The organism is Micromonospora sp. NPDC092111, assembly GCF_044755745.1.
In the GTDB taxonomy this organism is placed as follows: domain Bacteria; phylum Actinomycetota; class Actinomycetes; order Mycobacteriales; family Micromonosporaceae; genus Micromonospora.
On record NZ_JBIVRQ010000001.1, the window covers coordinates 1,152,252 to 1,176,314 of the forward strand.

A 24,063-nucleotide genomic window follows, 5' to 3' on the forward strand; every position below is an offset into this window, starting at 1 on the left:
CTGGGCGGACGCGACCGGTGGGACAGTTCCGTCACTACCGCTTGGTAACAAACTGGAAACGCCCACCCGTTCGCATATGGCGCATCCCGCCGTCGAAATGAAAGCGTGACAGCGTCCACGCCGCGACCGCACCCCCTCCCCGACCGGTCGCGGGCGTCGGGCGGGGGAGTGGGACACGTGAACGAGGAAGAGACCTGGCGGATCGGGCCGGGCCCGGCGACGCGCAGCGCGCAACGGCGGGAGACCCGGCGGCGGCAACGCCGCCGGTGGGCGGTCGAGGCGATGGCCGGTCTCGCCTGCCTCGCCGTGCTGGTGACCTACCTGGGGTCCGAGCCGGAACCGACGCCGCCCGGCGCGGACGCGGTGCTGCCGGCCGGCGCGCCCACCATGGCCGGCCACCCCACCGGCGCGGCGGGGCTGGGCGAGCCGGCCGGGGCCGGCGCCGCCACGCCCGGCCTGCGACCCCGGGAACGGACCCCGTCGCCGGCCGTCCCGCCGTCGCCCACCGCGTCGCCGACCGCACCGCCCGCCCCGCCGACGCTCAGCGTGACCCGGGTCGAGGTGCCGGCCCTGGTGGACCTGACCGCCCTGGGCGCCCGGGACTGGGCGCACTGGGGACTCGCCGGCCCGGACTCGCTGGTCCGCAAGCGCGGCGGCACCGGGGAGATCCGGGACGAGGGCGGCCGGGGTGGCCGCGGCCGGTACGACACCAACCCCGAACTGTTCGGCTGGCGGGACGGCTCGTCGGTGCCGGCCGTCGACGGCACCCCGACCGGGGTGTACGCCTGCGGCGTCGGCAGCGGCTTCGCGCTGGCCGTGACGGGCAGCGGCGAGCTGCGCACCGTGCACCTCTTCGCCGGGCTCTGGATGGCCCGGGGGCGGCTCGACGTCCGGCTCTCCACCGGCGGCCCGACCAGCACCGTCCGGCTGGAGGACCCGCACACCAACCACACCGCCCAGTTCGTCATCCGGTTCCGGGTGCCCAGGGGTGAGCGGCTCCTGGTGAACTGGACCACCGAGAAGACCTTCGACGGCTGCGGCAACGTCGGTCTCCAGGCGGTCGCGGTGCGCTGAGCCCTTTGCTCGCTGCCGGGGTGAATGTCGGGGTAGCGTGAGCCCGGCGACGCCCACGATCGACCGGAGGCCGACATGTCGACCAACGAGCAGGTGCTGGACAGCCCCCAGGGTTGGGTGGCCGACCACATCCAGCGGTACGTCGAGACCGGCGGTGCCGAGGGGCACGAGTGGCGGCCCGGCGTCTGGACGCTGCTGCTGACCACCCGGGGCCGCCGCAGCGGCAAGCTGCGCCGCACCGCGCTGATCTACGGCCGCGACGGCGACGACTACCTGGTCGTCGCCTCGCAGGGCGGTGCGCCGCAGCACCCCGCCTGGTACCTGAACCTGCTCGCCGATCCGGCGGCGGAGGTGCAGGTCGGCGCGGAGACGTTCGCCGTCCGGGCGCGTACCGCCGAGCCGGGCGAGAAGCCCCGGATGTGGCGCACGATGACCGGGGCCTGGCCGGCCTACGACGAGTACCAGACGAAGACCGACCGGGAGATCCCGGTGGTGGTGCTGGAGCGGCGCTGACCGCGAAGGGTGATCGGCGCCGCTGGTCCGGCGCTGCAGATCAACGAGGGCGTCCTGGGGTATCTCGACGGGATTCAGTCCACTCTCGACCCCTACCAGCCGCACCGCCGGGCTCAGCAGACGATCGGCTTGACCCAGGAACACTCCCGCCCCTCGGGTGCCCGGGGGGCCTCGGGCGCCACCGGCGGCGTCACCCGGGCCGACCCGCCGCCCGCCTCGTGGTACGACGCCAGCGCGATGGCGATCTGGTCCTCCAACCCCTTGACCGAGGCGGCGAGGTAGCTGTTCAGCACCACCGAGAAGGCCAGCAGCCGGCCGTCGGCGTCGGTGGCGTAGCCGGCGAGGCTGGACACCCCGGTCAGGCTGCCGGTCTTGGCGTGCACGTTGTTCGCCGCCGGCGTGCCGCGCATCCGGCTGCGCAGGGTGCCGCCGACGAACCGCTCGGCGTTGCCGGCGATCGGCAGGGCGGCGTACCAGGTGTCGAACCAGGGCTCCCGGCGGACGGCGGCGAGCAGGGCGACGAACTCGTCGGCCGGGATCAGGTTGCGCCGGGACAGCCCGGAGCCGTCCCGCTGGCGCAGGGTGCCGGTGTCCATGCCGGTGTCGGCGACGTACTCGCTGATCGCGGTCAGGCCGGCCGGCCAGCTACCGGCACCGGAGATCACCCGGCCGATCTCCTTGGTCAGCACCTCGGCGTGCCCGTTGTTGGAAAGTTTGAGGAAGGGCACCATCAGCTCGGCGAGGGTCATCGAGTCGTGCCGGGCCACCGGGGCGGCGTCCGCCGGGGTGGCCCGGCCGAGCACGGTCCGGCCGAGCAGCCGCACCCCGTGCCGGCGCAGCGCGTCGCGGAAGACGTCGGCGGCGTACCCGGTGGGCTCCCAGACGGTCAGCCAGTCGCTGGCCGGCGGGTCGCCGACCGCGATCTGGCCGGTGACCACCACCGTGTTGCCGCCGTGCTCCCGCTCGAAGGAGATCGTCGTCTCGCCCACGCCGACCGTCTCGGCCCGGTTGTCGATCCGCAGGTAGCCGTTGGGCGGGGTCATGGTGACCACCGGCTTCGTCCCGGCGGCGGTGGCCGGGGCGGCGTGCACGATGACGTTGCCGGCGTCGTAGTCGGTGTCCGGCGCCACGGTCAGCGCGGAGACCTGCGCCGCGTAGTAGTACGACTCGTCGTCCCAGGTCCAGTCCGGACCGAGCCGGTCGGCGTCGTACCGGGTGTCGTCGGCGACCAGGTTGCCGGTCACCACCCGTACCCCGTCGGCGGCGACCTCGGCGGCGAGCGCGTCGTAGTCGGCGGCCAGCATCGTCGGGTCGCCGCCGCCGCGCAGGTAGAGGTTGCCGGAGACGATGCCGGCCCGGCGTCGGCCGTCGGTGTGCACGTCGGTGGTGAACCGGTGCCCGGGGCCGAGCAGTTCCATGGCCGCGGTGGAGGTCAGCAGCTTGGTGGTGGAGGCGGGCACCAGCCGGCGGTCGCCGTTGCGGTCGTAGAGGGTCCGGCCGGTGGTGGCGTCCACCACGACCACCCCGGCCTGCGCCCCGGTCAGGCGCGCGTCGGCGAGCACGGCGTCGATGGTGGCGTTCAGCCGGACGGCCGCCGGGGTGGGTGACCCGGCGGTGGCGGGGAGCGCGCCGGCGGCGGCCGCGGTGGCGGCCAGCGTCACCAGCGCCAGCGTCCGGGGAAAGAGACGATGATGCATGCGCCGACGCTGCCACGGAGATTTCCGCCAGGCAAGACCCTGGCGCGAAGGTTTTCTCCGTGCCGGTGCCCTTCGGTGCGGTCAGGCCGGGCTCGGGGCCGGCGGGTTCGGCTTCTCCGGCTCACCCCGGTAGCGCGGGCTCCGCTTGACCAGCAGCGGGGCGACCAGCGCGGCCAACGCCCCGCCGAGCAGCGGGAAGACGATGAACACCCACAACTGCCGCAGCGCCGTCCCGCCCTCGAAGAGCGCCGGGCCGAACGACCGGGCCGGGTTGACCGACGTGCCGTCCAGGGTGATTCCGACCAGGTGCGCCGCGGCGAGCGCCAGACCGATCGCCAGACCGGCGAAGCCGGCGTGCTCGACCCGGGTGGTCACCACCAGCACCACCAGCACGAACAGGAACGTCAGTACGGTCTCCAGCACCGCCGCGCCGCCCCGGTTGATGTGCACGCCGTAGCCGTTGGTGCCCAGCGCACCGGTCTGGTCCGCCACGCCGCCCCAGCGGACCAGCCCCCAGATGACGAAGCTGGCCACGGTGGCCCCGACGAACTGGGCGACCCAGTACGCCACCGCGCCGAGCGGCGAGATCTTGCCGGAGAGCAGCACCCCCAACGTCACCGCCGGGTTGATGTGACTGCCGGAGAGCGGGCCGATCACGTACACCATCGCCAGCATGACGAAGCCGAAGGTCAGCGCCACGACCACCACCCCGCCCTGCACGCGGGCGAAGACCGCGCTGCCCACCCCGAAGAAGACCAGCAGCAGGGTGCCGAGGAACTCGGCGGCATACCGTCTGACGTCGTCCATCCGTCCAGCGTATGGGCGTAGTGGGCGCTGAGAAGGGGAAACGTGGGACGCACCCCGGCCGGGCCGACAGATCCCGCTCTATTTGACGGACGCCCGCGCAACGGGCACGGTGGGTGGGGAGGGCCGCGCGATGCGCCCCGATTCGCCCGGCGAGCACCGGTTCGCCGCCGGGGGCGCGTACCTGTCGTCGCGCGAGGTCCCGATTCCCGAGAATCCCGAGGAGTTCCGCCATGCTCACCATGACCGACAACGCCGTGCTGGTGATCCGTGACCTCGCCGCCCAGCAGGACGTCGCCCAGGACGGTGGGCTGCGCATCGCCGCCGACACCGAGGCCGGCTCGCTCACCATCGAGCTGGTGCCCGAGCCGGTGCAGGGCGACCAGGTCGTCGACACCGAGGGGGCCCGCATCTTCCTCGACGCCGACGCCGCCGAGCTGCTCAACGACACCTCCGTGGACGCCTCGGTGGACGACGAGGGCGTGGTGCAGTTCGGCTTCACCGAGCAGGACTGACCCGGTCAGCCGGCCCGCCGGCGTTCCCCGCCCCGGTGCGGGCGCGGGAACCGGCCGTGCCCCTCGCCGCCCGGCGGCGGGTCGGGACCACGGCCGCCGGCCGGCCCGGTCAGCGCCCCGAGCACGTGTGCCAGGTGGTGCGACGTGCTCCACGCCGTCCGGTTCGCCGGCGAACCGGCACCGGCCACCCGGCGGGCCCGACGCAGCAACTCGTGGTCGCCCCAGGAGAAACCCGCCCCGGTCGGCGGCCAGTACGGCGCGGTGACCAGGGTGCGGCACAGGTCGGCGAAGCGCTCGTCGCCCCGGCCGCCCCGGCGCGACCAGCGGTAGATCCACCACCCGCCGTCGGCGGTGTACCGCACCGTGGGCAGCCGGTCGGCCGGCTCCGCCCCGCCCGGCGGCGCGGGGACGACCCCGTAGTCGCCGTACCCGACGCCCAGGTCGGCGAGGCGTCGCCAGAGCAGCCAGTCCCAGCGGTCCAGCCGTACCGGCTCGTCGGTGGGCAGCCGGGCCAGCGAGGGCGGCATCCCGCCGGCCGCCACGGTCACCGTGCGCCAGGTGAGCCGGCGACTCCAGTCCAGCAGCCGGCGCACCCGGGGCTCGACCGTGCGCAGGTCCGCCGGGCAGCACACGTCACCCGCGTCGACCAGCAGGTCACACTGCTCCGGGACCAGCCCGGCGTGCCGCCACACCCGCTCCACCGCCGTGGTGGTCGCGTCCGGGCCGGCCCGGTCCTGGTTGACCCGCAGCCGGACCACCGCCCGCCCGGTGTACGCCCGGACCGCCGCGCCGTGCGCCACCAGCCGCCGGTCGGTGCCGGCCAGCCCGATCACCGGCACCACCGGTACGCCCCAACGGACCAGTTCGCTGCCGGGGTCGTCGGGCAGCGCCGAGACGTCGACCGCCGGCACCAGCCCGGCGGGCAGCCGACCGAGCAGTTCGGGCTGGCCGGTGTCGGCCGGGGACACGTCGAGGATCGGGGCGATCAGGGCGGCCGTGGCGCTGTCGAGATGACCCAGCGCTTCCAGCTCACCCCGTCGGCTGGCGAGGATGGGGCGGTAGACCGGTTCCGCCACCCGACCCCCGAGGGCGGGCGCCATACCTCAATCTACCGAGGCGTCCGCCCTCGCCACAGGGGTGAACGGCCCCCGTGCTCCCGGTTTCCGGCCCGGGGAACCGGGTCCCATGCCCGGGATTCCTGCCGGTGCGACGGGCGGGACCGGCGTCCACATCGGACGCCAGGCCGGTCCGGGCTCAGCGGTCGTCCCGGCCTCCACCGTGGTCGTCGCCCGACTCCCGGGTGCCCCCGTGGTCGTCGCCCGGCTCCCGGTCCCCGCCGTGGTCGTCGCCCGGCTCATGTCCGGCCCGGGTCGTCGTACCGGACCGGTCGTCGCCGGCGGACCGGTCGTCGCCGGACCGGTCCCGCTCGGTGCGCAGCACCACGCCGGTCAGCCGGTCGACGTGCACGTCCCACCCGGTCGCGCCGACCAGCACCTCGACACTCCACACCGGACGGCCGTGCTCCTGCTCGGCCTCGACCTCGACGACCCGTCCGCCGCCCACCGCCGCGCGGGCGATGGTGCCGGCCCGGGCCCGGTCCACCCGCCCGGCGTCGGTCGGCGTCGGCCCGGCCGACGTCGGGGCGTCGTCCGTCGTCGAGGTCGCCTCCGGGGTCGGGGCGTCGTCCGTCGCCGTGCTCGCCACCGCGACGGCGTCCGTGCGCCGGTCGGCGGCGGTCGCCCCGAGCGCCGCCCCGGTGAGTGCCAGCACCGCGACCCCGCCGGCCGACGCCAGGATCAGAGAGGTACGTCGCATCGTCTCCACCTTCCCTCGTACCGCGTTCGTCTGTCGAAGTCGAGGATCCGCCGGGGACGGCTAGCGGCGCGCTGCGCGAACGATAAGGGACGGTTGGGTCGGCGGCGGGCCGAGCCGCAGCCGTACCACCACGCCGCCCGACGGGCCGTCCGCGACGTCGAGCCGGCCCCCGGCGGTGTGCGCCGCCCGGCGGGCGATGTCCAGTCCGAGGCCGGTGGAGCCGGCGCCGCTGGCCCCGCGACGCAGCGCGCCGGCCGGTAGGCCCGGCCCCCGGTCGGCGACGGTGAGCAGCGCCCCGGCCCCGTCCGGGGCGAGCCGCACGGCGAAGGGGGTGCCGTCCGGGGTGTGCGCGAAGACGTTGCCGAGCAGGGCGTCCACCACCGCCGCCAGCTCGTCGGCGGCCAGCCCGACCGGGAGCGGGCCGGCCGCCAGGTCCAGGTCGACGGCCCGGCCGGTGTCCTCGGCGAGCACCGACCAGAACGCCACCCGTTCCCCGACCACGGCAGCCGCGTCGCAGGCCACCGGCCCGTCCGGGTCGGCCCGTCGCCGGGCCTGGCTGATCAGACCGGTGACCGCCCGTTCCAGGCCGTCCACGGCGGCGGTGACCCGGGCCGCGTCGTCCGGGTCGCGCAGGGACTCGGCCTCCAGCCGCAGCGCGGTCAGTGGGGTACGCAGCCGGTGCGACAGATCCGCCACCTGCTCCCGCTCCTCGCGCAGCAACACCTGGATCCGGCCCGCCAGGTGGTTGAGCGCGCCGGCCACCTCGCGTAGCTCGGCCGGCCCGGCCGGGGTGACCCGGGCGTCGAGTTCGGCGCCGGCGAGCCGGTGCGACACGGCGGCCAGCTCGCCGATCGGCCGGACCAGGGTCCGCGCCAGCCGGTCGGCGACGGCCAGCCCGGCGGCCACCAGCAGGGCACCGAGCAGGGCCAGCACGGTCCAGGCCCGGCTCACCCCGGCACCCAGCTCGGCGCGGGAGACCAGGGTGCGGATCACCGTGGTGCCGTCCGTCCGGCCCTGCACCGCGATCACCACCTCCCGGCCGGCGGCGGACTCCGCGGTCAGGCTCTGCCCGCGGGCCGCCAACTCCACCGCCGGGGTACGCGTCGCCGGTGTGCCCAGCACCGTGCCGTCCGGCAGGAACACGCTGACCGGCCGACCGGACTCGGCGACGAGCTGCTCGACGGTGAGCCGGACGGTGTCGGGGTCGGCGGTGCCGACCACCGGGACCAACGCCTGCGCGTCGGCCGTCGCGCGGACGGTGGCCCGGTCCTCGGCGACGGTGCGCACCAGCAGGGCCAGCGGCACCAGGAAGGCGATCAGGGTGAGCGCGCTGACCGAGGCGACCAGCAGCGCCAGCCGGCGTCTCACCGGTCCGCGCCGGGTGCGGTCAGCCGCACCCCGACCCCGCGCACGGTGTGCAGGTAGCGGGGCTGTTGGGCGCTCTCCCCGAGCTTGCGGCGCAGCCAGGACAGGTGCACGTCGACGGTCTTGTCCGCGCCGCCGTACGGGATCCGCCAGACCTCGGTGAGCAGTTCCCGTTTGGTCACCACCTCACCGGGCCGGCCGGCGAGGTGGTGCAGCAGGTCGAACTCGCGCGGGGTCAGCTCCACCGGAACGCCGTCCAGGGTGACCTGCCGGGCACGCGGGTCGACGCGCAGCCCGCCGACCACGAGGGCCGGTTCGCCGCCGGGCCGGCCGGGGCCGCCGCGCCGCAGCACCGCCCGGACCCGGGCGTCGAGCTGGGCGGCGGTGAACGGCTTGACCACGTAGTCGTCCGCGCCGGCGTCGAGCAGCCGGACGATCTCCCGCTCGTCGTCCCGGGCGGTGGCCACGATGACCGGTACGGCACTGACCGCGCGCAGCATCCGCAGCAGCTCGCCACCGTCCAGGTCGGGTAGCCCGAGGTCGAGCACGACGAGGTCGGGACGGTCGTCGAGGGTGTGCCGGAGCCCCTCCATCGCGGTCGACGCGGCGGCCACCGCGTGCCCCCGGTCGCGCAGCGCCCGGACCAGCGGGGTGCGGATGGTCAGGTCGTCCTCGACGAGCAGCAGACGGGCCACGGGTGCAGGCTAGTCCGGGCCGACCGTCCGGTGGCCGGGCACAACCTCGGCTTAACCTTCCGCTGGGCCTGGCACCACCCGGGCTGGGGCAGACTCGGGGCATGTCCCGACGCCCGGTCCTCGCCGTCGCCGGTTGGCTCGCCGCCGCTGTCGTCGCCCTGCTGGTCGGTCTGGGTGCGATCCGGCTGGTCGGCGAGAGCATCACCGGTACGCCCGGCGGGGTGCGTAGCCAGGACGAGGTGCTGCGGGCGTTGGCCTCGCCGGTTCCGTCCGGCCCGACGGTGGCCGTCACCGCGCCACCGACCACCGGCGCACCGACGGCCACTCCCGCCGGGACGGACGCCCGGCGGTTCTTCGCCACCACGGGTGGTACCGCGGTGGCGGAGTGCACGCCGTCCGGGGTGTGGCTGGTCTCCTGGGCGCCGGCCCCGGGCTGGCGGGTGCACGAGGTCGAGCGGGGGCCGGACGAGCGGGTCGAGGTCCGGTTCACCGGCCCCGGTGGGGAGGACGAGCTGAAGGTGCGCTGCGCCGGCGACCCGGCCCGGCCGCAGCGCCACGACTGACCCGCGTTTCACCAGCTCAGGGCGTTTGTTGTCGAATGGCAAGTGTCGGCATGCGGACAGCTACCCGAGTGGTTGCGGCCGGTGTACCCGGCATAGCGTCGAAAGCAGAGACCAGGCCGATCGGCGCGGATCGTCCCACCCCCCGCCTCATCGCTGCTGGTCCAGGAGTGGCCGGCAGGCAGGAGCACCACCATGTCCAGCACCGGTTCCCGGCGCCGCCCGGCCACCCAACCCGCTCCCGGTCGAGACGACGTGGCACTGGCCGACGCGGAGATGGCCACCGACCGGCAGGTCGGCCTGCCCACCTCGGCCCGGGTGCTCTACGCCGTGGTGCACGCCAACGGCACCCTGGTCCGGGGCCTCGGGGCAGCTTCCGCCAGCCGGCTCGCCACCGGCATGTACCAGGTCGTCTTCGACCAGGACGTGAGCGTCGCCGGTTACGTGGGCACCATCGGCCTGGCCGGCAGCGTCGGGCTCGCGCCGTACGGCTGCATCGCCGTGGTGGGGCGGACCGGGATCCCGAACGGGGTCTTCGTCAGGACGTTCACCACCGACGGCAGCCTCGCCGACCGCCCCTTCCACCTGGCGGTCCTGGCCTGAGCCGCGCCGGGTGTGCGGTCCGCCGGCCGGGCCGCAGACGGGTGCGCGGCGCCGCACGACCCGGGGGTCGTCCGTCGCCGCGCTCCGACCGTCTCCCACCACCGCAGCCATCCGGCGGTACGCCAGCGGGGACCTGGCTCGACCGGCGTCTCGCGTCGGTCGAACTCCTCGATCCCCGTTCCGGTGGCGGACAAACCTCAGTCGGGTGAGGAATTCCACCATCTGCGGGTTGCGGCGTGATCTGGTGTCCCGCCGGGTATGAGCGCGTCATGGAGCATTTCACGATCGCGACGGTCGCCCAGCAGAGCCCGGACTTCCGCCGGGTGCTCTGGACCGGCGAGCAGACCCAGTTGGTGATCATGACCATTCCGCCCGGTGGCGAGATCGGCGCGGAGGTCCACGAGGGGATCGACCAGATCCTGACCTTCGTCAGCGGCACCGGCGAGGCCCGGGTCGGCGGGGAGACCCGGGAGGTCGCCCAGGGTGACCTGGTGGTCGTGCCGGCCGGGACGAAGCACAACTTCGTCAACACCGGCCCGAACCCGCTGGTCCTCTACACCGTCTACGGACCGCCGGAGCACGCCGACCAGGCCGTGCACCGGACCAAGGCGGAGGCCGACGCGGCGGAGGCCGCCGGCCAGGACGAGCCGCCCACCTCCTGACCGGCCCCGCGCCCGCCGGCCGTCCGTGCCCGCCGGTCGTCTTGTGCCCGCCGGCCCGGTGCCCGGCGGCCGGTGAGTCGGTCTGAACCGGCGTGCGTCGGGTATCCGGCGCGGGTGGACCAGCCGGCGATCTCCGACTACGCGTTCCTGTCCGACTGTCGCTCCGGCGCACTGGTCAGTCGGGACGGGTCGGTGGACTGGTGGTGCCCGGACCGGTTCGACGCGCCCTCGGTCTTCGGCCGGCTGCTGGACCCGGCGGCCGGGCACTGGCGCATCGCGCCGCTCGCGCCGGGCCGGGTGGAGCGGGCGTACCGGCCGGACACGCTGGTGCTGCGGACGGTGCACCACACCGTGGAGGGCAGCGTCGCGGTCACCGACGCGCTCGCCGCCGAACTGGGTGCCCGGGGGCACGACCTGGGGAAGAACTCACCGGCGGTGCTGCTGCGGGTGGTCGAGGGGCTCAGCGGCCGGGTCCGGATGGGCCTGGACTTCGTGCCCCGACCGGAGTACGGCCTGCTCACCCCGTACCTGCACGAGCGGGAGGACGGGTCGGTGCTGGCCGCGGTGGGGCCGGTCACGCTGACCCTGCGGGGTGGCGGGACGCCGCTGCGCGCCGGTCGGGACCGGGTCCGGCAGGAGTTCGAGGTGTCCGCCGGGCAGCAGGTCGGCTTCGACCTGGCGTACGCGTCCACCTACGGTGACCCGCCGGTACGGCTGGACCCGCCGACCGCGCTCGCCGAGACGGTGCGGGCCTGGGAGGCGTACCGGGAGTCCCACCGGTACGACGGGCAGTATCCGGCGCAGGTCCGGCACAGCGCGAGCGTGCTGACCGGCCTGACGTACGCCCGCAGCGGCGCGGTGGCCGCCGCGCTGACCACCTCGCTGCCGGAGCGGATCGGCGGGGACCGCAACTACGACTACCGCTTCTCCTGGCTGCGCGACTTCTCGATGACGATGCGCGCGCTCTGGGTGGCCGCCTGCCCGGACGAGGCCGACCGGCTGTTCGCCTGGGCGGCCCGGTCGATCGGGCGGGTGGGGGACGACCCGGTGCCGGTGCTGTTCGGGCTGGAGGGCGAGCGGGACCTCTCCGAGCACGAGTGCGCCCCACCGCGGGGCTACGCGGGCAGCCGGCCGGTGCGGATCGGCAACGACGCCTGGCAGCAGCGGCAGCTCGACGTGCCCGGCCAGGTGATCTCGGCGGTCTGGCGGCTGCACGAGTACCTGGGTGAGACCTTCGAGGTGGAGTTGCGGGAGATGGTGGTCGGGCTGGCCGAGCAGGTCGCCGCGACCTGGCGGCTGCCGGACCGGGGGATGTGGGAGACCCGGGACGTCGACCGGCACTACGTGTCGTCCAAGGCGCTCTGCTGGGTGGCGCTGGACCGGGCGGTCGCGTTGGCGCCCCGGCTCGACGGTCAGGCGGACGTCCGGCGGTGGGCGGCGGCCCGGGACGAGATCCGGGCCACCGTGCTGCGGGAGGGCTGGAACGACCGGGTCGGCGCGTACACCGGGGCGTTCGGGTCGACCGAGCTGGACGCCTCGGCGCTCTTCCTGCCCATCGTGGGCTTCCTGCCGGCCACGGATCCCCGGATGCGCTCCACCATCGAGGTGGTGGAGCGGGAGTTGGGCACCGAGGAGGGTCTGGTGCGGCGCTGGAGCACCGATCCGGCGGGTTTCGTGCTCTGCTCGTTCTGGCTGGTGGAGTGCCTGGTGATGGCGGGGGAGCGGGCGCGGGCGCGCGGGCTGTTCGAGCGGGTGCTCGGGCACGCGAACGACGTCGGGCTCTTCGCCGAACAGGTGGACCTGCGGACCGGGGCGCAGTTGGGCAACACCCCGCAGGCGCTGTCCCACATCGGGCTGATCAATGCGGCCTGGCGACTGACGGACCCGGCCACGGCCTGAGATCGTTTGCGATCCTGCAACACTCCTGCAACCGCCAGGCATTGACGGTGATGTGTCCCCGGTCATAGCCTCGGACGTAGGAAAGCCCTTTCCTAGACATGTCTTCCCTGATCATCCCGCTGTCGGGACCGGTGCCGGCGGGACGCACCACAGCACCGCGCCGGCCCGCCGTCGTGCCCACACCTGGCGAGGCGGGCGGTCGCCGCACCCCCACCACCATCCTCCGAGGAGGGCAACCCCGTGCGCATCAGCTCCGCAAGACATCGACGTCCGATAATGCTGGCGGTCGGCGCCGGCGCCACCGCGGCCGTGCTCGCCGCCGGCATGGGCACCTCGGCCTTCGCGGCCACCGTCTTCTCCGACAACTTCGCCGACGGCGACGCGGCCGGCTGGTCCAAGTCCGGCGGCACCTGGGCCGTCTCCGGCGGCGTGCTGAGCCAGTCCAACTCCGGCAGCGAGCTGGCCCGCCAGTTCGCCGGCGACACCGGCTGGACCGACTACCAGGTGCAGGCCCGGGTCCGGCCGGACGCCTTCGGCTCGTCCAGCGGGCTGGTCGGCCTCGCCGCCCGCTCCGGCAGCAGCACCAAGATGTACCGGCTGGCCCTGCTCGGCTCCGGCCGGGCCGAACTCCAGGCGGTCAACGGCAGCCAGGTCACCGCGATCGGCTCCGCCTCGGTCGGGGCCGGCACCGGCACCTGGTACACCCTGCGGATCGAGGCCGCCGGCAGCACCATCCGGGGCTTCGTCAACGGCACCCAGATCGCCGCCGGCAGCAACAGCCTGGCCGGCTCCGGCCGGATCGGCCTGGTCACCGCGTACGCCGGTGGCAGCTTCGACGACGTGGCGGTGGACACCGGCGGCACCACCCCGACCACCCCGCCGCCGACCACCGCGCCCCCGACCAGCACCCCGCCGCCGACCACCCCGCCGCCGACCACCGCCCCGCCGACCACGCCCCCGCCGACCGGAAGCTGGCCGACCCCCACCTCCAGCGTCAAGGTGGACGCCACCATCCAGGTCTCCAGCAGCGGCCTCGACGGCGGCATGAAGCGCTACTACGGCATCGGTGACGGCGGTCAGTCCGAGAGCCAGGACCCGATGTTCGTCCTGGCCGCCGGGGCGACCCTGCGCAACGTGATCATCGGGGCGCCGGCCGGTGACGGGGTGCACTGCGAGGGCAACTGCACCCTGGTCAACGTGTGGTGGGAGGACGTGGGCGAGGACGCCGCCACCTTCCGCGGCGGCACCACCTACACCGTCGACGGCGGCGGTGCCCGGTCCGCCAGTGACAAGGTGTTCCAGCACAACGGTGGCGGCACCGTCTACATCAAGAACTTCCGGGTGGAGTCCGCCGGCAAGCTCTACCGGGGCTGCGGCAACTGCTCCACCTCGTACCAGCGGCACGTGGTGATGGACAACGTCACCGCCACCTCCACCAAGGTGCTCGCCGGCATCAACACCAACTGGGGCGACACCGCCCGGTTCAGCCGGATCACCATCCTCAACGACCCGAGCCGCAGCACCCGGATCTGCGTCAAGTACCAGGGCGTGCCGAAGGGCAGCGAGCCGACCGAGATCGGCGAGGGCGCCGACGGCGTCAACTGCTTCTACTCCGCGTCCGACATCACCTACCGGTAGACCCCACCACCAGCGGTGCCCCGCGGACCCGCCGTCCGCGGGGCACCGGCAGCATCAGAGCACGGGTACGCCGGAGACGTCGATCGTCTCCGGGTACTTCAGCCCCGCCCCGGTGTTCAGCACCACCACCCGCTCCCCGGCCCGGATCCAGCCACCGGACCGCAGGTACCGGGCGGCGGTCAGGCAGGCCGCCCCCTCCGGACAGAGCAGCAGCCCCTCCCGGGCGGCGAAGTCCCGCAGGTCGGCCAGGATCTCCGCGTCGTCGACGGCGAGCGCGGTCCCGCCGCTCTCCCGCAGCGCGTCCAGGATCAGCTCGTCGCCGAGCGGGGACGGCACGGTGATCCCGAAGGCCACCGTCCGGGCGTCCAGCCACGGCCGGGCGCGCTGCTCACCGGCGGCGAACGCCCGCACGATCGGCGCGCAGCCGGTGGACTGCACGGCCACCAGCCGGGGCAGCTTCTCCTCGACCCAGCCCAGCTCGCGCAGTTCGTGCATGGCCTTGTGGATGCCGATCAGCCCCACCCCGCCGCCGGTCGGGTAGATGATCACGTCGGGCACCTGCCAGCCGAGCTGCTCGACGATCTCGTACCCCATGGTCTTCTTGCCCTCCAGCCGGTACGGCTCGCGCAGCGTGCCGGCGTCGAAGACCGTGCCGGCGGAGCCGGCCACCAGCTCGGCCACCCACCGGCCGGCGTCGCTGATCAGGCCGTCCACCAGGCGCAGGTCGGCCCCGGCGGCCAGGCACTCCCGCCGGCAGATGGACGGCGCGTCCAACGGCATGGCGATCGTCGCGCCGATCCCGGCGCGGGCCGCGTACGTCGCCCAGGCCGCACCCGCGTTGCCGTTGGTGGGCATGGCGATCCGCTCGACGCCCAGCTCCCGGGCCCGGCTCACCCCGACCGCCGCGCCCCGAGCCTTGAACGACCCGGTCGGGGTCAGCCCCTCGTCCTTGACGAGCAGATCCGGGATGCCGATCTGGTGCCCGTACCCCGGGGCGCGCAGCAGCGGCGTCCAGCCCTCGCCCAACGTGGTGACGTGCCGCTCGTCGGCCACCGGCAGCACCTCCCGGTAGCGCCACAGGTCGGCCGGGCGCAGCCCGAACCGCTCCGGGGCGACCGCCGTCGCCACCGCGGCCAGGTCGTAGCGGGCCAGCAGCGGTGAACCGCAGTCGCAGAGGTTGGTGGGCGTGCCGGCGTCGTGCTGCCGGCCACAGCGGGGGCAGTCCAGGTGGGTCAGGTACACGATGCTCCTCGCCGTCGGCCCGGGTCGATGCTCGGCCAGCCCGGTACGGGAGGCGGGGTGCGGGCCGCGTCCCGTTTGCGCCGGTGCTCCGCCAGCCGGTCAGCCACACCGGCATTCTGCGGCATTCCGGCTCGGTTCGCCGGTTGCCGCGCATGCCCCGGCGAACGCGGGTAGAACCGTTGTCATGGACATCGACCAGCCCACCGTCCTGCTCCCCGGCGACGTCCGGATGCCGCTGCTGGGCTTCGGCACCTGGCAGGCCACCGGCCAGGCCGGGTACGACGCCGTGCTGGCCGCCCTCGACGCCGGCTACCGGCACATCGACACCGCCACCATGTACGGCAACGAGGAGGAGGTGGGCCGGGCGGTCAGGGAGAGCGGGCTGCGCCGGGAGGATCTCTTCATCACCACCAAGCTGCTGCCCGACCGGGTGGGCCGGGAACGGCAGACGATCGAGGCGAGCCTGCGCGCCCTCGGCACGGACCACGTCGACCTCTGGCTGATCCACTCGCCGCCGTCGTCGCCGTCGGACAGCCTCCTGATGTGGCGCGAGCTGCTGGCCGCCCGGGACGGGGACCTGGCCCGCGCGGTCGGGGTGAGCAACTACCGCACCGCGCAGCTCGACGAGCTGATCCAGGCGACCGAGGAGAACCCGGCGGTCAACCAGATCCGCTGGAGCCCGATGCTGTACGACCGGCAGCGGCACGCCGAGCACCGGGACCGGGGCATCGTGCTGGAGGGCTACAGCCCGTTCAAGAGCACCGACCTGGCCGACCCGGTGCTGACCCGGATCGCCGCCGCGCACGACGTCGCCCCGGCCCAGGTGGTGCTGCGCTGGCACATCGACCACGAGATCGTGGTGATCCCGAAGTCGGTCACCCCGGACCGGATCCGCGCCAACGCCGACATCTGGAACTTCTCGCTGACCGCCGAGGAGATGCGCGACATCGACGCGCTCGGGAGCTGATCCCGGCGTGCCCGGTGGCTGCCGATCTCGGTGGGGGGTCCGGCCGGACCGCGGGTGGGGGCGTGACCCGTCGGGTCACGCCCCCAGCCGGCTACGAGCGGAGGTCAGCCCCGGGCGCAGGCGACCCCGTTGAGCGAGAAGCTGGTCGGCGACGAGTAGCCGCCGCTCAGCGTCCCCTGGTAGCCGAAGCTCGCCGTACCGCCGGGCGCGATGGTCCCGTTGAAACCGACGTTGCGCGCGCTCACCGCTGACCCGCTCTGGGTGACGGTGGCGTTCCAGGCGTTGGTGACCTGCTGCCCGGCGGGCAGGGTGTAGGTGAGGTTCCAGCCGTTGACGGCGCTGGAGCCCCGGTTGGTGATCGTCACGTCGGCGGTGAAGCCGTTGTTCCACGCGTTCGCCGTGTACGTCACCGCGCAGCCGCCGTTGTTCGGCGGCGTGGTGGTCGGCGGCGGCGTGGTGGGGGGCGTGGTGGTCGGGGGAGCGGTGGTCGGCGGGGGCGTCGAGCCGCCGGTGTTGACGCTCTGCGAGAAGCTGGTGACGGCCAGCCCGGTGCCGCCCTGCCAGGGCTCGAAACCGGCCTGGACGCTGGTCAGGTACCAGTCGTTGGTGATCGCGCCCCGGTTGCGGGTGTCGGCGATGAAGTCCAGGACGTCGAAGCTCAGGCTCGGGATCGGTGCCGGCGCGACGTACGAGATGACGTTGTTGCCGCCGTTGTTGCCGCGCCACACCTCCCAGCTCCGGCCGGCCAGGTTGGCGTTGCCGACCGGGGAGCCGATCGGCTGGATCGGGCCCTGCCGGTTGAACCAGATCATGATTTCCATCTGGTTGACCCCGTCCCGCTTCGGCGACGGGTCGAGCCAGATGTCGTAGGCGGCGTCGTAGGTCGCGCCGCTGACGTAGGTGTAGGAGATGCTGCTCGGGGCGCTGCTGATCGACTTCACCTGGACCGGCAGGTTGGTCCCCGGCGAGCAGTTGGTGTAGTGGCAGCCGACGAAGATCGACGGGTACGACACCGGCGCGCCGTTGGTCGGCGCGGAGCCCTGCTGGCTGGTGATGGCGAACCCGGTGCCGGTGACGTTGATGCACTGCTGGGCGGTGGTGCCCCAGCGGTTGTTCTGTACCACGTACCGGCCGCCGATGACGGTCGAGCCGTACTGCTCGCAGATCTGGGTGTCGGCGGAGGCGGTGCCGCCGAGGGCGACGGCGACGAGGGAACCGGCGGCCAGGAGGCCGGCGGCGGCGAGGGCCCGCAAGGGACGCTTCATGATGCTCCTTGGCTTCGGCGCGGGGGCGCCGGACGGGTCGGTGGACCCGGCCGGGAGCGCTCCCAAGTTCCCCGACACATTTACATGCTTGAAACTCCGGCGCAACTGGATCGGTTCAGTGGACGGAAGATTACGTCCACATCCGTGAACTTCGTTCTACCGGTCGGGTGCCAGCAGGGCGCGGGCCGTCCGTACCTGGACCGCCGCGTCCCGCAGCGCCGCCGCCAGCCGGTTCCGCGCCTCCGGCCCCAGTCGGTCCACCGGCGCGGCCACCGCGATCGCGTCCACCGCCGGCTCCCGCAGCGGTACGGCCACCGCCACCGCCGCCAGCCCCGGGCTGCACTCCTCCCACTCCTCGGCCCAGCCCCGCCGCCGCACGGCGGCCAGCTCGGCGCGGAGCGCCTCCGGCGTGGTGACCGTCCGTCCCGTCGCCGCCCGCAGCGGCCACTGGAGCAGCCGGTCCACCTCCGCGTCGGTCCGGGTGGCGAGCAACGCCTTGCCGGCCGCGGTGGCGTGCGCGGGCAGCCGCCGTCCCACCGCGCTGACCGGCCGGACGATGTGCGCCGAGTCCCGGCGGGCCAGCAGCACCACCGACCCGCGGTCGAGGCGGTAGAGCTGCGCGGTCTCGCCCGAGTACTCGGCCAGCCGGTCCAGGGTCACGTCGTAGAGGGCCGCGGTGTCGGTGCTGGCCAGGAACGTCGCGCCGACCTCCAGGGCCCGCAGCCCGACCGAGAAGCGCGTCCCGGTGGGGTCGACGGCCACCCACTCCCGGTCCAGCAGGGTGCGCAGGATCGCGTGCAGGCTGCTCTTCGGGATGCCCAGCGCCCGGCTCAGCTCCACCGGCGACCGGGGACCCGCCGGGGCGGCCAGCGCCTCCAACACGTCCAGCGCCCGACCCGCCGACTTGACCGACCGGTACGACTCGTCCGTCGTCACGTCGTCACTGTAGTGAGCGGGGCGGCGGACAGGCGATAGCCGTCCTTCGATCGAACGGGGTTCAGCGGACTGGACAACTTTCTGTCCAGTACGGAGCACGCCGGTCGGCCGGACCGGCTGCCCTGGTGCGCCCCGAACGCGGGGAGTAGTGTCTTGCCTCCAACGCGTGCCGATCCCCTCCGGAGGCGTACACCACCATGGGTGGCTCCCCCCTGCGCATCCTCGTCGTCGGCGCGGGCATCGCCGGGCTGGCCGTGGCCCGGGCGCTGCGGATGGTGGGTCTCCGGCCGGACGTGACCGAGAAGCTCCCCCCGAACGAACTCGCTGACACCGGCATCTACCTGCCCGGCAACGCCGCCCGGGCGCTGCGCCGGCTGGACCTGGACGGCCCGGTCCGCCCGCTCGGGCAGGTGATCCACCGCCAGCGCTTCCTGGACGCCGCGGGTGACCCGCTCTGCGAGGTGGACCTCGACGCGCTCTGGGCCGGGGTGGGCGAGTGCCGGGCGCTGCCCCGCCGGGACCTCTACCAGGTGCTGCTCAGCGGCGCGGGGGGTGCGGTCCGGCACGGCGCCGAGGTGAGCACCGTCGAACTGCTGCCCGCCGGGGTGGCGGTCACCTTCACCGACGGCACCGGCGGCGAGTACGACCTGGTCATCGGCGCCGACGGCCCGCGCTCCTCGGTCCGCGCCCTGGCCGCGCTCGGCGGACCGCCCCGCCCGGCCGGCCAGGTGGTCTACCGGGGCGTGGTGCGCGACGGCCCCGACGTCGCGGACTGGACGGCGCTGCTCGGGCAGCGCGCCGGCTTCCTCGTGGTGCCGATCGGCGCCGGGCGGCTGTACTGCTACGCCGACGAGGCCGGCACGGAGGCCCCCGCCGACCCGGTGGCCCGGCTGGGGGAACTCTTCGGCTCCTACGGCGGGCCGGTGCCGGCGGTGCTGGCCGCGTGGCGCGACGTCCAGGCCGGGGTGACCGACGAGGTCGAGCTGGGTCGCTGGCACCGGGGACGGGTGCTGCTGGTCGGTGACGCCGCGCACGCCACCGCGCCGACGCTCTCCCAGGGGATCGCGATGGCCCTGGAGGACGCGGTGGTGCTCGCCGAGTCGCTCCGGGCCGCCGGCAGCGTCGAGGCCGCGCTGATGGCGTACGAGAGTCGCCGTCGGCCGCGTACCCGATGGGTGCGGGACCGGACCCGGGACCGTAACCGCACCCGCGACGTACCGCCGGCGCTGCGCGACCCGTTGCTGCGTGGACGGGGCGGACGGATCTTCCGGGAGCACTACCGACTCCTGGTCGATCCGCTCTGAGCGCACGCGGTGGCCGGACATCGTGCCAGACCACCCCGAGCGGCGCTGCCACCTGCCGGGGACTAACATCCTTTCGGATGACGGCCCGCCGATAACCAGCGCGTGCCGAGCGGGACAACCGAGAACCGGAGGCCATTCGTGACCACCGTCGCACCCAAGCCGGTCGTGACCCGGCCCTGGCCGGTCCGAGAGCCGGTCAAGGGGTCGGCCATCGCGCGGCTGCTGCGCACCACGGACGCGAAGCAGATCGGGATCATGTACATGGTCACCGCGTTCGTGTTCTTCATGATCGGTGGCCTGATGGCCCTGATCATGCGAGCCGAACTGGCGCGGCCGGGCATGCAGTTCCTGTCGCCGGAGCAGTACAACCAGCTTTTCACCATGCACGGCACGATCATGCTGCTGTTCTTCGCGACGCCGATCGTGTTCGCGTTCGCCAACTACGTCGTGCCGCTGCAGATCGGCGCGCCCGACGTCTCCTTCCCCCGGCTGAACGCCTTCGCCTACTGGCTGTACCTGTTCGGTGGCACCATGGCGACCGCCGGCTTCATCAGCCCGGGCGGCGCCGCTGACTTCGGTTGGACCGCCTACACCCCGCTGAGCACCATGGAGCACTCGCCGGGCGTCGGCGCCAACATGTGGGTGGTCGGCCTGGCCATCTCCGGTCTGGGCACCATCCTCGGCGCGGTCAACCTGATCACCACGATCCTGACCCTGCGCGCCCCCGGCATGACCATGTTCCGGATGCCGATCTTCACGTGGAACATGCTGGTCACCAGCCTGCTGGCGATCCTGGTCTTCCCGCTGCTGGCCGCCGCGCTCTTCGCGCTCGCCGCGGACCGCCTGCTCGGCGCCCACGTGTACGACCCGGCCACCGGTGGCCCGATGCTGTGGCAGCACCTCTTCTGGTTCTTCGGGCACCCCGAGGTCTACATCATCGCGCTGCCGTTCTTCGGCATCATCACCGAGGTCATCCCGGTCTTCTCCCGGAAGCCGATCTTCGGTTACAAGGGCCTGGTGGCCGCGACCATCGCCATCGCTGCCCTGTCGATGAGCGTCTGGGCGCACCACATGTTCGCCACCGGCCAGGTGCTGCTGCCGTTCTTCAGCTTCCTGAGCTACCTGATCGCGGTGCCCACCGGTATGAAGTTCTTCAACTGGATCGGCACCATGTGGCGGGGCCAGATCACCTTCGAGACGCCGATGCTCTTCGCCATCGGCTTCCTGGTGACCTTCCTCTTCGGTGGTCTGACCGGTGTGCTGCTGGCCAGCCCGCCGCTCGACTTCCACCTGCACGACTCGTACTTCGTGGTGGCGCACTTCCACTACGTGCTCTTCGGCACCATCGTGTTCGCCGTCTTCGCCGGCATCTACTTCTGGTTCCCGAAGATGTTCGGCCGGATGCTCGACGAGCGCCTCGGCAAGATCCACTTCTGGCTGACCATGATCGGCTTCCACACCACGTTCCTGGTGCAGCACTGGCTGGGCAACGAGGGCATGCCCCGCCGGTACGCCGACTACCTGCCCGGCGACGGCTTCACCACGCTGAACATGATCTCCACGATCGGCGCGTTCATCACCGGTATCTCGACCCTGCCGTTCATCTGGAACTGCTGGAAGTCGTACAAGAGCGGCCCGGTCGTCGAGGTCGACGACCCGTGGGGCCACGGCAACTCGCTGGAGTGGGCGACCAGCTCGCCGCCCCCGCTGCGCAACTTCGACCGGATGCCCCGGATCCGCTCCGAGCGCCCGGCCTTCGACCACAAGTTCCCGGAGCTGGCCGCCGGTCACAGCCTGGCCGGCCCGCCGGAGGGCGGTGCCAAGCCGCTGACCAGCGAGGCCAACGGTGGCGCCAGCTACCAGGAGGACACCGCCGGCAACCTCGACCAGCGCTGACCCCGTACCGACACCGCCGCCGGGCGCCGCACCCCACCAGGGGTACGGCGCCCGCCGCCGTCTCACCGACCTCCACCCGTGTCCCGACAGCTCCGTGTCCCGGCACCTTCCGGCACCTCCATGCCCCGGCAGCTCCGTGTCCCGCTGGCTCCGCGTGCGTGGTGTGCGCTGGACACCGTGACGACGGAGAGCGGCACGTGCCACCCCCGGTTGAACACGGACAGTAGCGGCTGTCGGGGTACTGAGTACCGGTGCTACGACCGCCGCCTGGCCAGGCTTGGTCGAGGTGACCGGCGGGTCGCGTTGGCTCGGCCAGGCGTGGTCCGCGCTCGGTCTAGCGGGCCCGTGCTCGGCGTGGCGTTGACGTTGGCGTGGTACCAGTTGGCGTGGCGTGGCGTGGCGTGGCACCGGCATGGCGTGGCGTGGCGTGGCATCCGGCGTGGCGCGATGTGGCGTGGTGCCGGCATGGCGTGGCGTGGCGCTGGTTGCGCTCGTCTGCGGGCCCGGGTGAAGGGCGGGTGGTGCTCGGCCGGGCGTGGTCCTGCCCTGGTTCGACAACGAGCGTCGGGCACTGGGGCAATCCAGTCGTCGGCTCGTGCATCAGCCCTCGTGGGCGCTGACCTGTCCCTGGTCCGGTGGGGCTCAGGTAGTGGAGGGTGCCAGCGTGGCGGCGGCAAGCTCGGTGCTGGCGCCGAGCTTGGTGCCGGTGCCGGTGCCGGTGGGGCTGGGATCGGGGTCGGGATCGGGATGGGGGTCGGGGTCGTGATGGGGGTCGGGGGCGGGGTGGGTGGGGGTTTGCCGGCGGTGGCGCAGTTCCAGCGGGAGTACCACGAGGGTCACCAGCAGGCCGACCGCGCCGGTGACGGCGAAGCCCCACAGCGGCAGTGAGGCGTCGATCACCGCGCCGGCCAGCGGTGCGCCGAGCGCGATGCCCACCGTGGCGGCGGAGCCGTGCAGGCCCATCGCCTCGCCGCGCACACTGGCGGGGGCGAGCCGGCTGACCGCGTCCGAGGTGGCCGCGATGGTGGGGGCGCAGAGCGCACCGGCCGGGAGCAGGGTCAGGCAGAGCAGCCACCAGTGGCCGCCACCGAGCCCCACCGGGATGGTGCAGAGGCTGAGCACGGCCGCCAGGACCAGCGGGGAGAAGGAGCGGCTGACCGCCCCGTACGCGAAGCCGCCGACCAGGGACGCGACCGCCCAGACGGTGAGCACCGCGCCCGTCCAGCCGACCTCGCCGCCGGCCCGCAACAGGGCGACCACCGCGACGTCGGTGCCGCCGAGCACCAGCGTGGCGGCGGCGGTCACCGCGAGCACGGCGAGCAGGCGCGGGGTGACCCACTCCCGCCGGGGCACCCGGGGCTGCGGCCCGACCGGTTCACCGGCGCTGCGGGTGGGCGGGTTGAGCAGCCAGAGGGCGATACCGGAACCGACGATGCCCACGCCGACCGCCCACAACGTGATGCGCGGCGAGACGGCGGTGGCCAGCGCCACGGCGAGCGCCGGCCCGACCATGAAGGACAGCTCCATCGACATGGAGTCCAGCGCGTACGCGGGGCGGCGTCGGTCGGCCGGCACCAGCGCGGCGATCGACTGCCGGATCACCGAGAAGACCGGCAGGGCGAACAGTCCGGCGACGAACGCGGCGGGCAGCAGCACCGGCAGGCTCAGCATCGGGGCACTCGCCCAGAAGAGCGCCTCGACGATGGTGGTGACGGCCAGCACCGGGCGCAGGCCACGCCGGTCGACCAGCCGGCCGAGCAGCGGTGAGCCGAGCGCCGTGCCGACCGTCGACGCCGCGCCGACCAGGCCGGCCGCGCCATAGCCCCGGCCCAGTTCGAGCACCACGAAGAAGGTGAGCGTCACCCCGGTCGCGGTGAGCGGGATGCGGGCCAGCACAGCCACCAGCAGCAGGGCCCGCAGGCCGGGCTGGGCGAGGGCCTGCCGGTAAGGCGTCAACGTCATGATGCTCCGTACCTCCGGCGGCCATCCTCGGCCCGGCGTACGACATCGGCAAGCGATTACCGGCTCAAGCGGCCGTGATCACAGGCTCCCCGCGCATGGTCACCCCGGCGCCGTCCATCGCCCGCAGCGCCACGTCCAGGGTCGCCGAAGCGACCGCCGCCGTCAGGTCGAGCAGTACGGTGGTGGCGAAGCCCAACCGGGCGGCGTCCAGCGCGGTGGCCCGGACGCAGTGGTCGGTGGCGATGCCCACCACGTCGACCCGGTCCACGTCGTGCCGGCGCAGCCAGTCGGCCAGGCACTCCCCGCCCTCGGCGTACCCCTCGAACCCGGAGTACGCGGCGGCGTGCTCGCCCTTGTGGAAGATCGCCTCGACCCGCTCGGTCACCAGCTCGGGGTGGAACTCGCTGCCGGCGGTGCCGACCACACAGTGCCGGGGCCACGACTCGACGTAGTCCGGTGGATCGCCGAAGTGCGCGCCCGGATCGACGTGGTAGTCCTTGGTGGCGACCACGTGGTCCCAGCGCTGCGGTTCGGCGGTGAGTAGCCGGGAGATGCCGGCGGCGACCCCCGCGCCCCCGGCGACGGCCAGCGAGCCGCCCTCGCAGAAGTCGTTCTGCACGTCCACGATGATCAGTGCGTTGGCCATCGGAG

At 73.7% G+C, this 24,063-nt stretch carries 22 protein-coding genes; 11 read left to right on the forward strand and 11 right to left on the reverse strand.

What is annotated here, in order from left to right; translation table 11 throughout:
- The first annotated feature begins 177 nt into the window (after positions 1–177).
- Both ACIQG9_RS04860 and ACIQG9_RS04865 read left to right on the forward strand, forming a co-directional pair.
- The gene (locus ACIQG9_RS04860) at positions 178–1,074 is read left to right on the forward strand and encodes a hypothetical protein (RefSeq protein WP_400398477.1); all 897 of its coding nucleotides are present in this window, start codon (positions 178–180) and stop codon (positions 1,072–1,074) included.
- Between the two features lie 75 nt (positions 1,075–1,149).
- A complete protein-coding gene (locus ACIQG9_RS04865) occupies positions 1,150–1,587 on the forward strand; it encodes a nitroreductase family deazaflavin-dependent oxidoreductase (protein ID WP_400398479.1) in 438 nt (145 codons plus the stop codon).
- Positions 1,588–1,700: 113 nt separating this feature from the next.
- Here ACIQG9_RS04865 and dacB read toward each other — a convergent pair whose 3' ends face one another.
- Both dacB and ACIQG9_RS04875 read right to left on the reverse strand, forming a co-directional pair.
- On the reverse strand, positions 1,701–3,284 hold the full coding sequence (gene dacB, locus ACIQG9_RS04870) for a D-alanyl-D-alanine carboxypeptidase/D-alanyl-D-alanine-endopeptidase (protein ID WP_400398481.1): 1,584 nt from the start codon (positions 3,282–3,284) through the stop codon (positions 1,701–1,703).
- An 81-nt stretch (positions 3,285–3,365) separates the two neighbouring features.
- Positions 3,366–4,091 carry an MIP/aquaporin family protein gene (locus tag ACIQG9_RS04875; protein ID WP_400398482.1) on the reverse strand — a complete coding sequence of 242 codons (726 nt, stop codon included), beginning with the start codon at positions 4,089–4,091 and terminating at the stop codon, positions 3,366–3,368.
- Between the two features lie 230 nt (positions 4,092–4,321).
- Here ACIQG9_RS04875 and ACIQG9_RS04880 point away from each other — a divergent pair, with 230 nt between their 5' ends.
- Positions 4,322–4,603: an iron-sulfur cluster biosynthesis family protein gene (locus ACIQG9_RS04880; RefSeq protein WP_400398483.1), complete on the forward strand. Its 282-nt coding sequence runs from the start codon at positions 4,322–4,324 to the stop codon at positions 4,601–4,603.
- A gap of 5 nt (positions 4,604–4,608) precedes the next feature.
- On the opposite strand, the gene ACIQG9_RS04885 is transcribed toward ACIQG9_RS04880, so the two are convergent.
- The 4 genes from ACIQG9_RS04885 to ACIQG9_RS04900 all read right to left on the reverse strand — a co-directional run bounded on the left by ACIQG9_RS04885 (position 4,609) and on the right by ACIQG9_RS04900 (position 8,478).
- Positions 4,609–5,703: a beta family protein gene (locus ACIQG9_RS04885; protein ID WP_400398485.1), complete on the reverse strand. Its 1,095-nt coding sequence runs from the start codon at positions 5,701–5,703 to the stop codon at positions 4,609–4,611.
- 154 nt (positions 5,704–5,857) lie between these two features.
- Complete coding sequence (locus tag ACIQG9_RS04890) at positions 5,858–6,418, reverse strand: PepSY domain-containing protein (RefSeq protein WP_400398487.1); 561 nt, start codon at positions 6,416–6,418, stop codon at positions 5,858–5,860.
- Between the two features lie 60 nt (positions 6,419–6,478).
- On the reverse strand, positions 6,479–7,786 hold the full coding sequence (locus ACIQG9_RS04895) for an ATP-binding protein (RefSeq protein ID WP_400398489.1): 1,308 nt from the start codon (positions 7,784–7,786) through the stop codon (positions 6,479–6,481).
- The gene (locus ACIQG9_RS04900; RefSeq protein ID WP_400398491.1) at positions 7,783–8,478 is read right to left on the reverse strand and encodes a response regulator transcription factor; all 696 of its coding nucleotides are present in this window, start codon (positions 8,476–8,478) and stop codon (positions 7,783–7,785) included. The genes ACIQG9_RS04895 and ACIQG9_RS04900 overlap by 4 nt, the downstream gene beginning before the upstream one ends.
- A gap of 101 nt (positions 8,479–8,579) precedes the next feature.
- Between ACIQG9_RS04900 and ACIQG9_RS04905 the strand changes: the two genes are divergently transcribed.
- The 5 genes from ACIQG9_RS04905 to ACIQG9_RS04925 all read left to right on the forward strand — a co-directional run bounded on the left by ACIQG9_RS04905 (position 8,580) and on the right by ACIQG9_RS04925 (position 13,840).
- Complete coding sequence (locus ACIQG9_RS04905) at positions 8,580–9,041, forward strand: septum formation initiator (RefSeq protein ID WP_400398493.1); 462 nt, start codon at positions 8,580–8,582, stop codon at positions 9,039–9,041.
- A 192-nt stretch (positions 9,042–9,233) separates the two neighbouring features.
- Entirely contained in the window at positions 9,234–9,641 is a 408-nt protein-coding gene (locus ACIQG9_RS04910; protein WP_400398495.1) for a hypothetical protein, read from the forward strand.
- Between the two features lie 269 nt (positions 9,642–9,910).
- Positions 9,911–10,303, forward strand: a complete 393-nt coding sequence (locus ACIQG9_RS04915) for a cupin domain-containing protein (protein WP_400398497.1) — start codon at positions 9,911–9,913, stop codon at positions 10,301–10,303.
- A gap of 114 nt (positions 10,304–10,417) precedes the next feature.
- A complete protein-coding gene (locus tag ACIQG9_RS04920; protein ID WP_400398498.1) occupies positions 10,418–12,202 on the forward strand; it encodes a glycoside hydrolase family 15 protein in 1,785 nt (594 codons plus the stop codon).
- Positions 12,203–12,478: 276 nt separating this feature from the next.
- The gene (locus ACIQG9_RS04925; protein ID WP_400398499.1) at positions 12,479–13,840 is read left to right on the forward strand and encodes a pectate lyase; all 1,362 of its coding nucleotides are present in this window, start codon (positions 12,479–12,481) and stop codon (positions 13,838–13,840) included.
- A gap of 54 nt (positions 13,841–13,894) precedes the next feature.
- On the opposite strand, the gene ACIQG9_RS04930 is transcribed toward ACIQG9_RS04925, so the two are convergent.
- Positions 13,895–15,082, reverse strand: coding sequence for a threonine synthase (locus ACIQG9_RS04930; protein ID WP_400398500.1), 1,188 nt, complete (start codon positions 15,080–15,082; stop codon positions 13,895–13,897).
- Between the two features lie 184 nt (positions 15,083–15,266).
- Between ACIQG9_RS04930 and ACIQG9_RS04935 the strand changes: the two genes are divergently transcribed.
- Positions 15,267–16,049 carry an aldo/keto reductase gene (locus tag ACIQG9_RS04935; RefSeq protein WP_400398501.1) on the forward strand — a complete coding sequence of 261 codons (783 nt, stop codon included), beginning with the start codon at positions 15,267–15,269 and terminating at the stop codon, positions 16,047–16,049.
- A gap of 104 nt (positions 16,050–16,153) precedes the next feature.
- On the opposite strand, the gene ACIQG9_RS04940 is transcribed toward ACIQG9_RS04935, so the two are convergent.
- Positions 16,154–17,314, reverse strand: coding sequence for a cellulose binding domain-containing protein (locus ACIQG9_RS04940; RefSeq protein WP_400398502.1), 1,161 nt, complete (start codon positions 17,312–17,314; stop codon positions 16,154–16,156).
- A gap of 156 nt (positions 17,315–17,470) precedes the next feature.
- Positions 17,471–18,250 carry an IclR family transcriptional regulator gene (locus ACIQG9_RS04945; protein WP_400398504.1) on the reverse strand — a complete coding sequence of 260 codons (780 nt, stop codon included), beginning with the start codon at positions 18,248–18,250 and terminating at the stop codon, positions 17,471–17,473.
- A 197-nt stretch (positions 18,251–18,447) separates the two neighbouring features.
- On the opposite strand from ACIQG9_RS04945, the gene ACIQG9_RS04950 reads away from it, so the two are divergent.
- Positions 18,448–19,554 carry an FAD-dependent monooxygenase gene (locus ACIQG9_RS04950; protein WP_400398505.1) on the forward strand — a complete coding sequence of 369 codons (1,107 nt, stop codon included), beginning with the start codon at positions 18,448–18,450 and terminating at the stop codon, positions 19,552–19,554.
- A gap of 138 nt (positions 19,555–19,692) precedes the next feature.
- Positions 19,693–21,450, forward strand: a complete 1,758-nt coding sequence (gene ctaD / locus ACIQG9_RS04955; RefSeq protein ID WP_400398507.1) for a cytochrome c oxidase subunit I — start codon at positions 19,693–19,695, stop codon at positions 21,448–21,450.
- Between the two features lie 642 nt (positions 21,451–22,092).
- Here the strand turns inward: ctaD and ACIQG9_RS04960 are convergent.
- Together ACIQG9_RS04960 and ACIQG9_RS04965 are read right to left on the reverse strand one after the other, a co-directional pair.
- Positions 22,093–23,412 carry an MFS transporter gene (locus ACIQG9_RS04960; RefSeq protein ID WP_400398509.1) on the reverse strand — a complete coding sequence of 440 codons (1,320 nt, stop codon included), beginning with the start codon at positions 23,410–23,412 and terminating at the stop codon, positions 22,093–22,095.
- Between the two features lie 64 nt (positions 23,413–23,476).
- On the reverse strand, positions 23,477–24,058 hold the full coding sequence (locus tag ACIQG9_RS04965; protein WP_400398511.1) for an isochorismatase family protein: 582 nt from the start codon (positions 24,056–24,058) through the stop codon (positions 23,477–23,479).
- Between the last annotated feature and the right edge of the window lie 5 nt (positions 24,059–24,063).

What these genes read in the sequence shown, in the direction of transcription:
- dacB (WP_400398481.1), bottom strand. Translation starts at nt 3,284, where the DNA reads ATGCATCATCGTCTCTTTCCCCGGACGCTGGCGCTGGTGACGCTGGCC.
- ACIQG9_RS04865 (WP_400398479.1), top strand. Translation starts at nt 1,150, where the DNA reads ATGTCGACCAACGAGCAGGTGCTGGACAGCCCCCAGGGTTGGGTGGCC.
- ACIQG9_RS04965 (WP_400398511.1), bottom strand. Translation starts at nt 24,058, where the DNA reads ATGGCCAACGCACTGATCATCGTGGACGTGCAGAACGACTTCTGCGAG.
- ACIQG9_RS04935 (WP_400398501.1), top strand. Translation starts at nt 15,267, where the DNA reads ATGGACATCGACCAGCCCACCGTCCTGCTCCCCGGCGACGTCCGGATG.
- ACIQG9_RS04905 (WP_400398493.1), top strand. Translation starts at nt 8,580, where the DNA reads ATGTCCCGACGCCCGGTCCTCGCCGTCGCCGGTTGGCTCGCCGCCGCT.
- ACIQG9_RS04910 (WP_400398495.1), top strand. Translation starts at nt 9,234, where the DNA reads ATGTCCAGCACCGGTTCCCGGCGCCGCCCGGCCACCCAACCCGCTCCC.
- ACIQG9_RS04925 (WP_400398499.1), top strand. Translation starts at nt 12,479, where the DNA reads ATGCTGGCGGTCGGCGCCGGCGCCACCGCGGCCGTGCTCGCCGCCGGC.
- ACIQG9_RS04885 (WP_400398485.1), bottom strand. Translation starts at nt 5,703, where the DNA reads ATGGCGCCCGCCCTCGGGGGTCGGGTGGCGGAACCGGTCTACCGCCCC.
- ACIQG9_RS04915 (WP_400398497.1), top strand. Translation starts at nt 9,911, where the DNA reads ATGGAGCATTTCACGATCGCGACGGTCGCCCAGCAGAGCCCGGACTTC.
- ACIQG9_RS04875 (WP_400398482.1), bottom strand. Translation starts at nt 4,091, where the DNA reads ATGGACGACGTCAGACGGTATGCCGCCGAGTTCCTCGGCACCCTGCTG.
- ACIQG9_RS04880 (WP_400398483.1), top strand. Translation starts at nt 4,322, where the DNA reads ATGCTCACCATGACCGACAACGCCGTGCTGGTGATCCGTGACCTCGCC.
- ACIQG9_RS04890 (WP_400398487.1), bottom strand. Translation starts at nt 6,418, where the DNA reads ATGCGACGTACCTCTCTGATCCTGGCGTCGGCCGGCGGGGTCGCGGTG.
- ACIQG9_RS04950 (WP_400398505.1), top strand. Translation starts at nt 18,448, where the DNA reads ATGGGTGGCTCCCCCCTGCGCATCCTCGTCGTCGGCGCGGGCATCGCC.
- ACIQG9_RS04940 (WP_400398502.1), bottom strand. Translation starts at nt 17,314, where the DNA reads ATGAAGCGTCCCTTGCGGGCCCTCGCCGCCGCCGGCCTCCTGGCCGCC.
- ACIQG9_RS04960 (WP_400398509.1), bottom strand. Translation starts at nt 23,412, where the DNA reads ATGACGTTGACGCCTTACCGGCAGGCCCTCGCCCAGCCCGGCCTGCGG.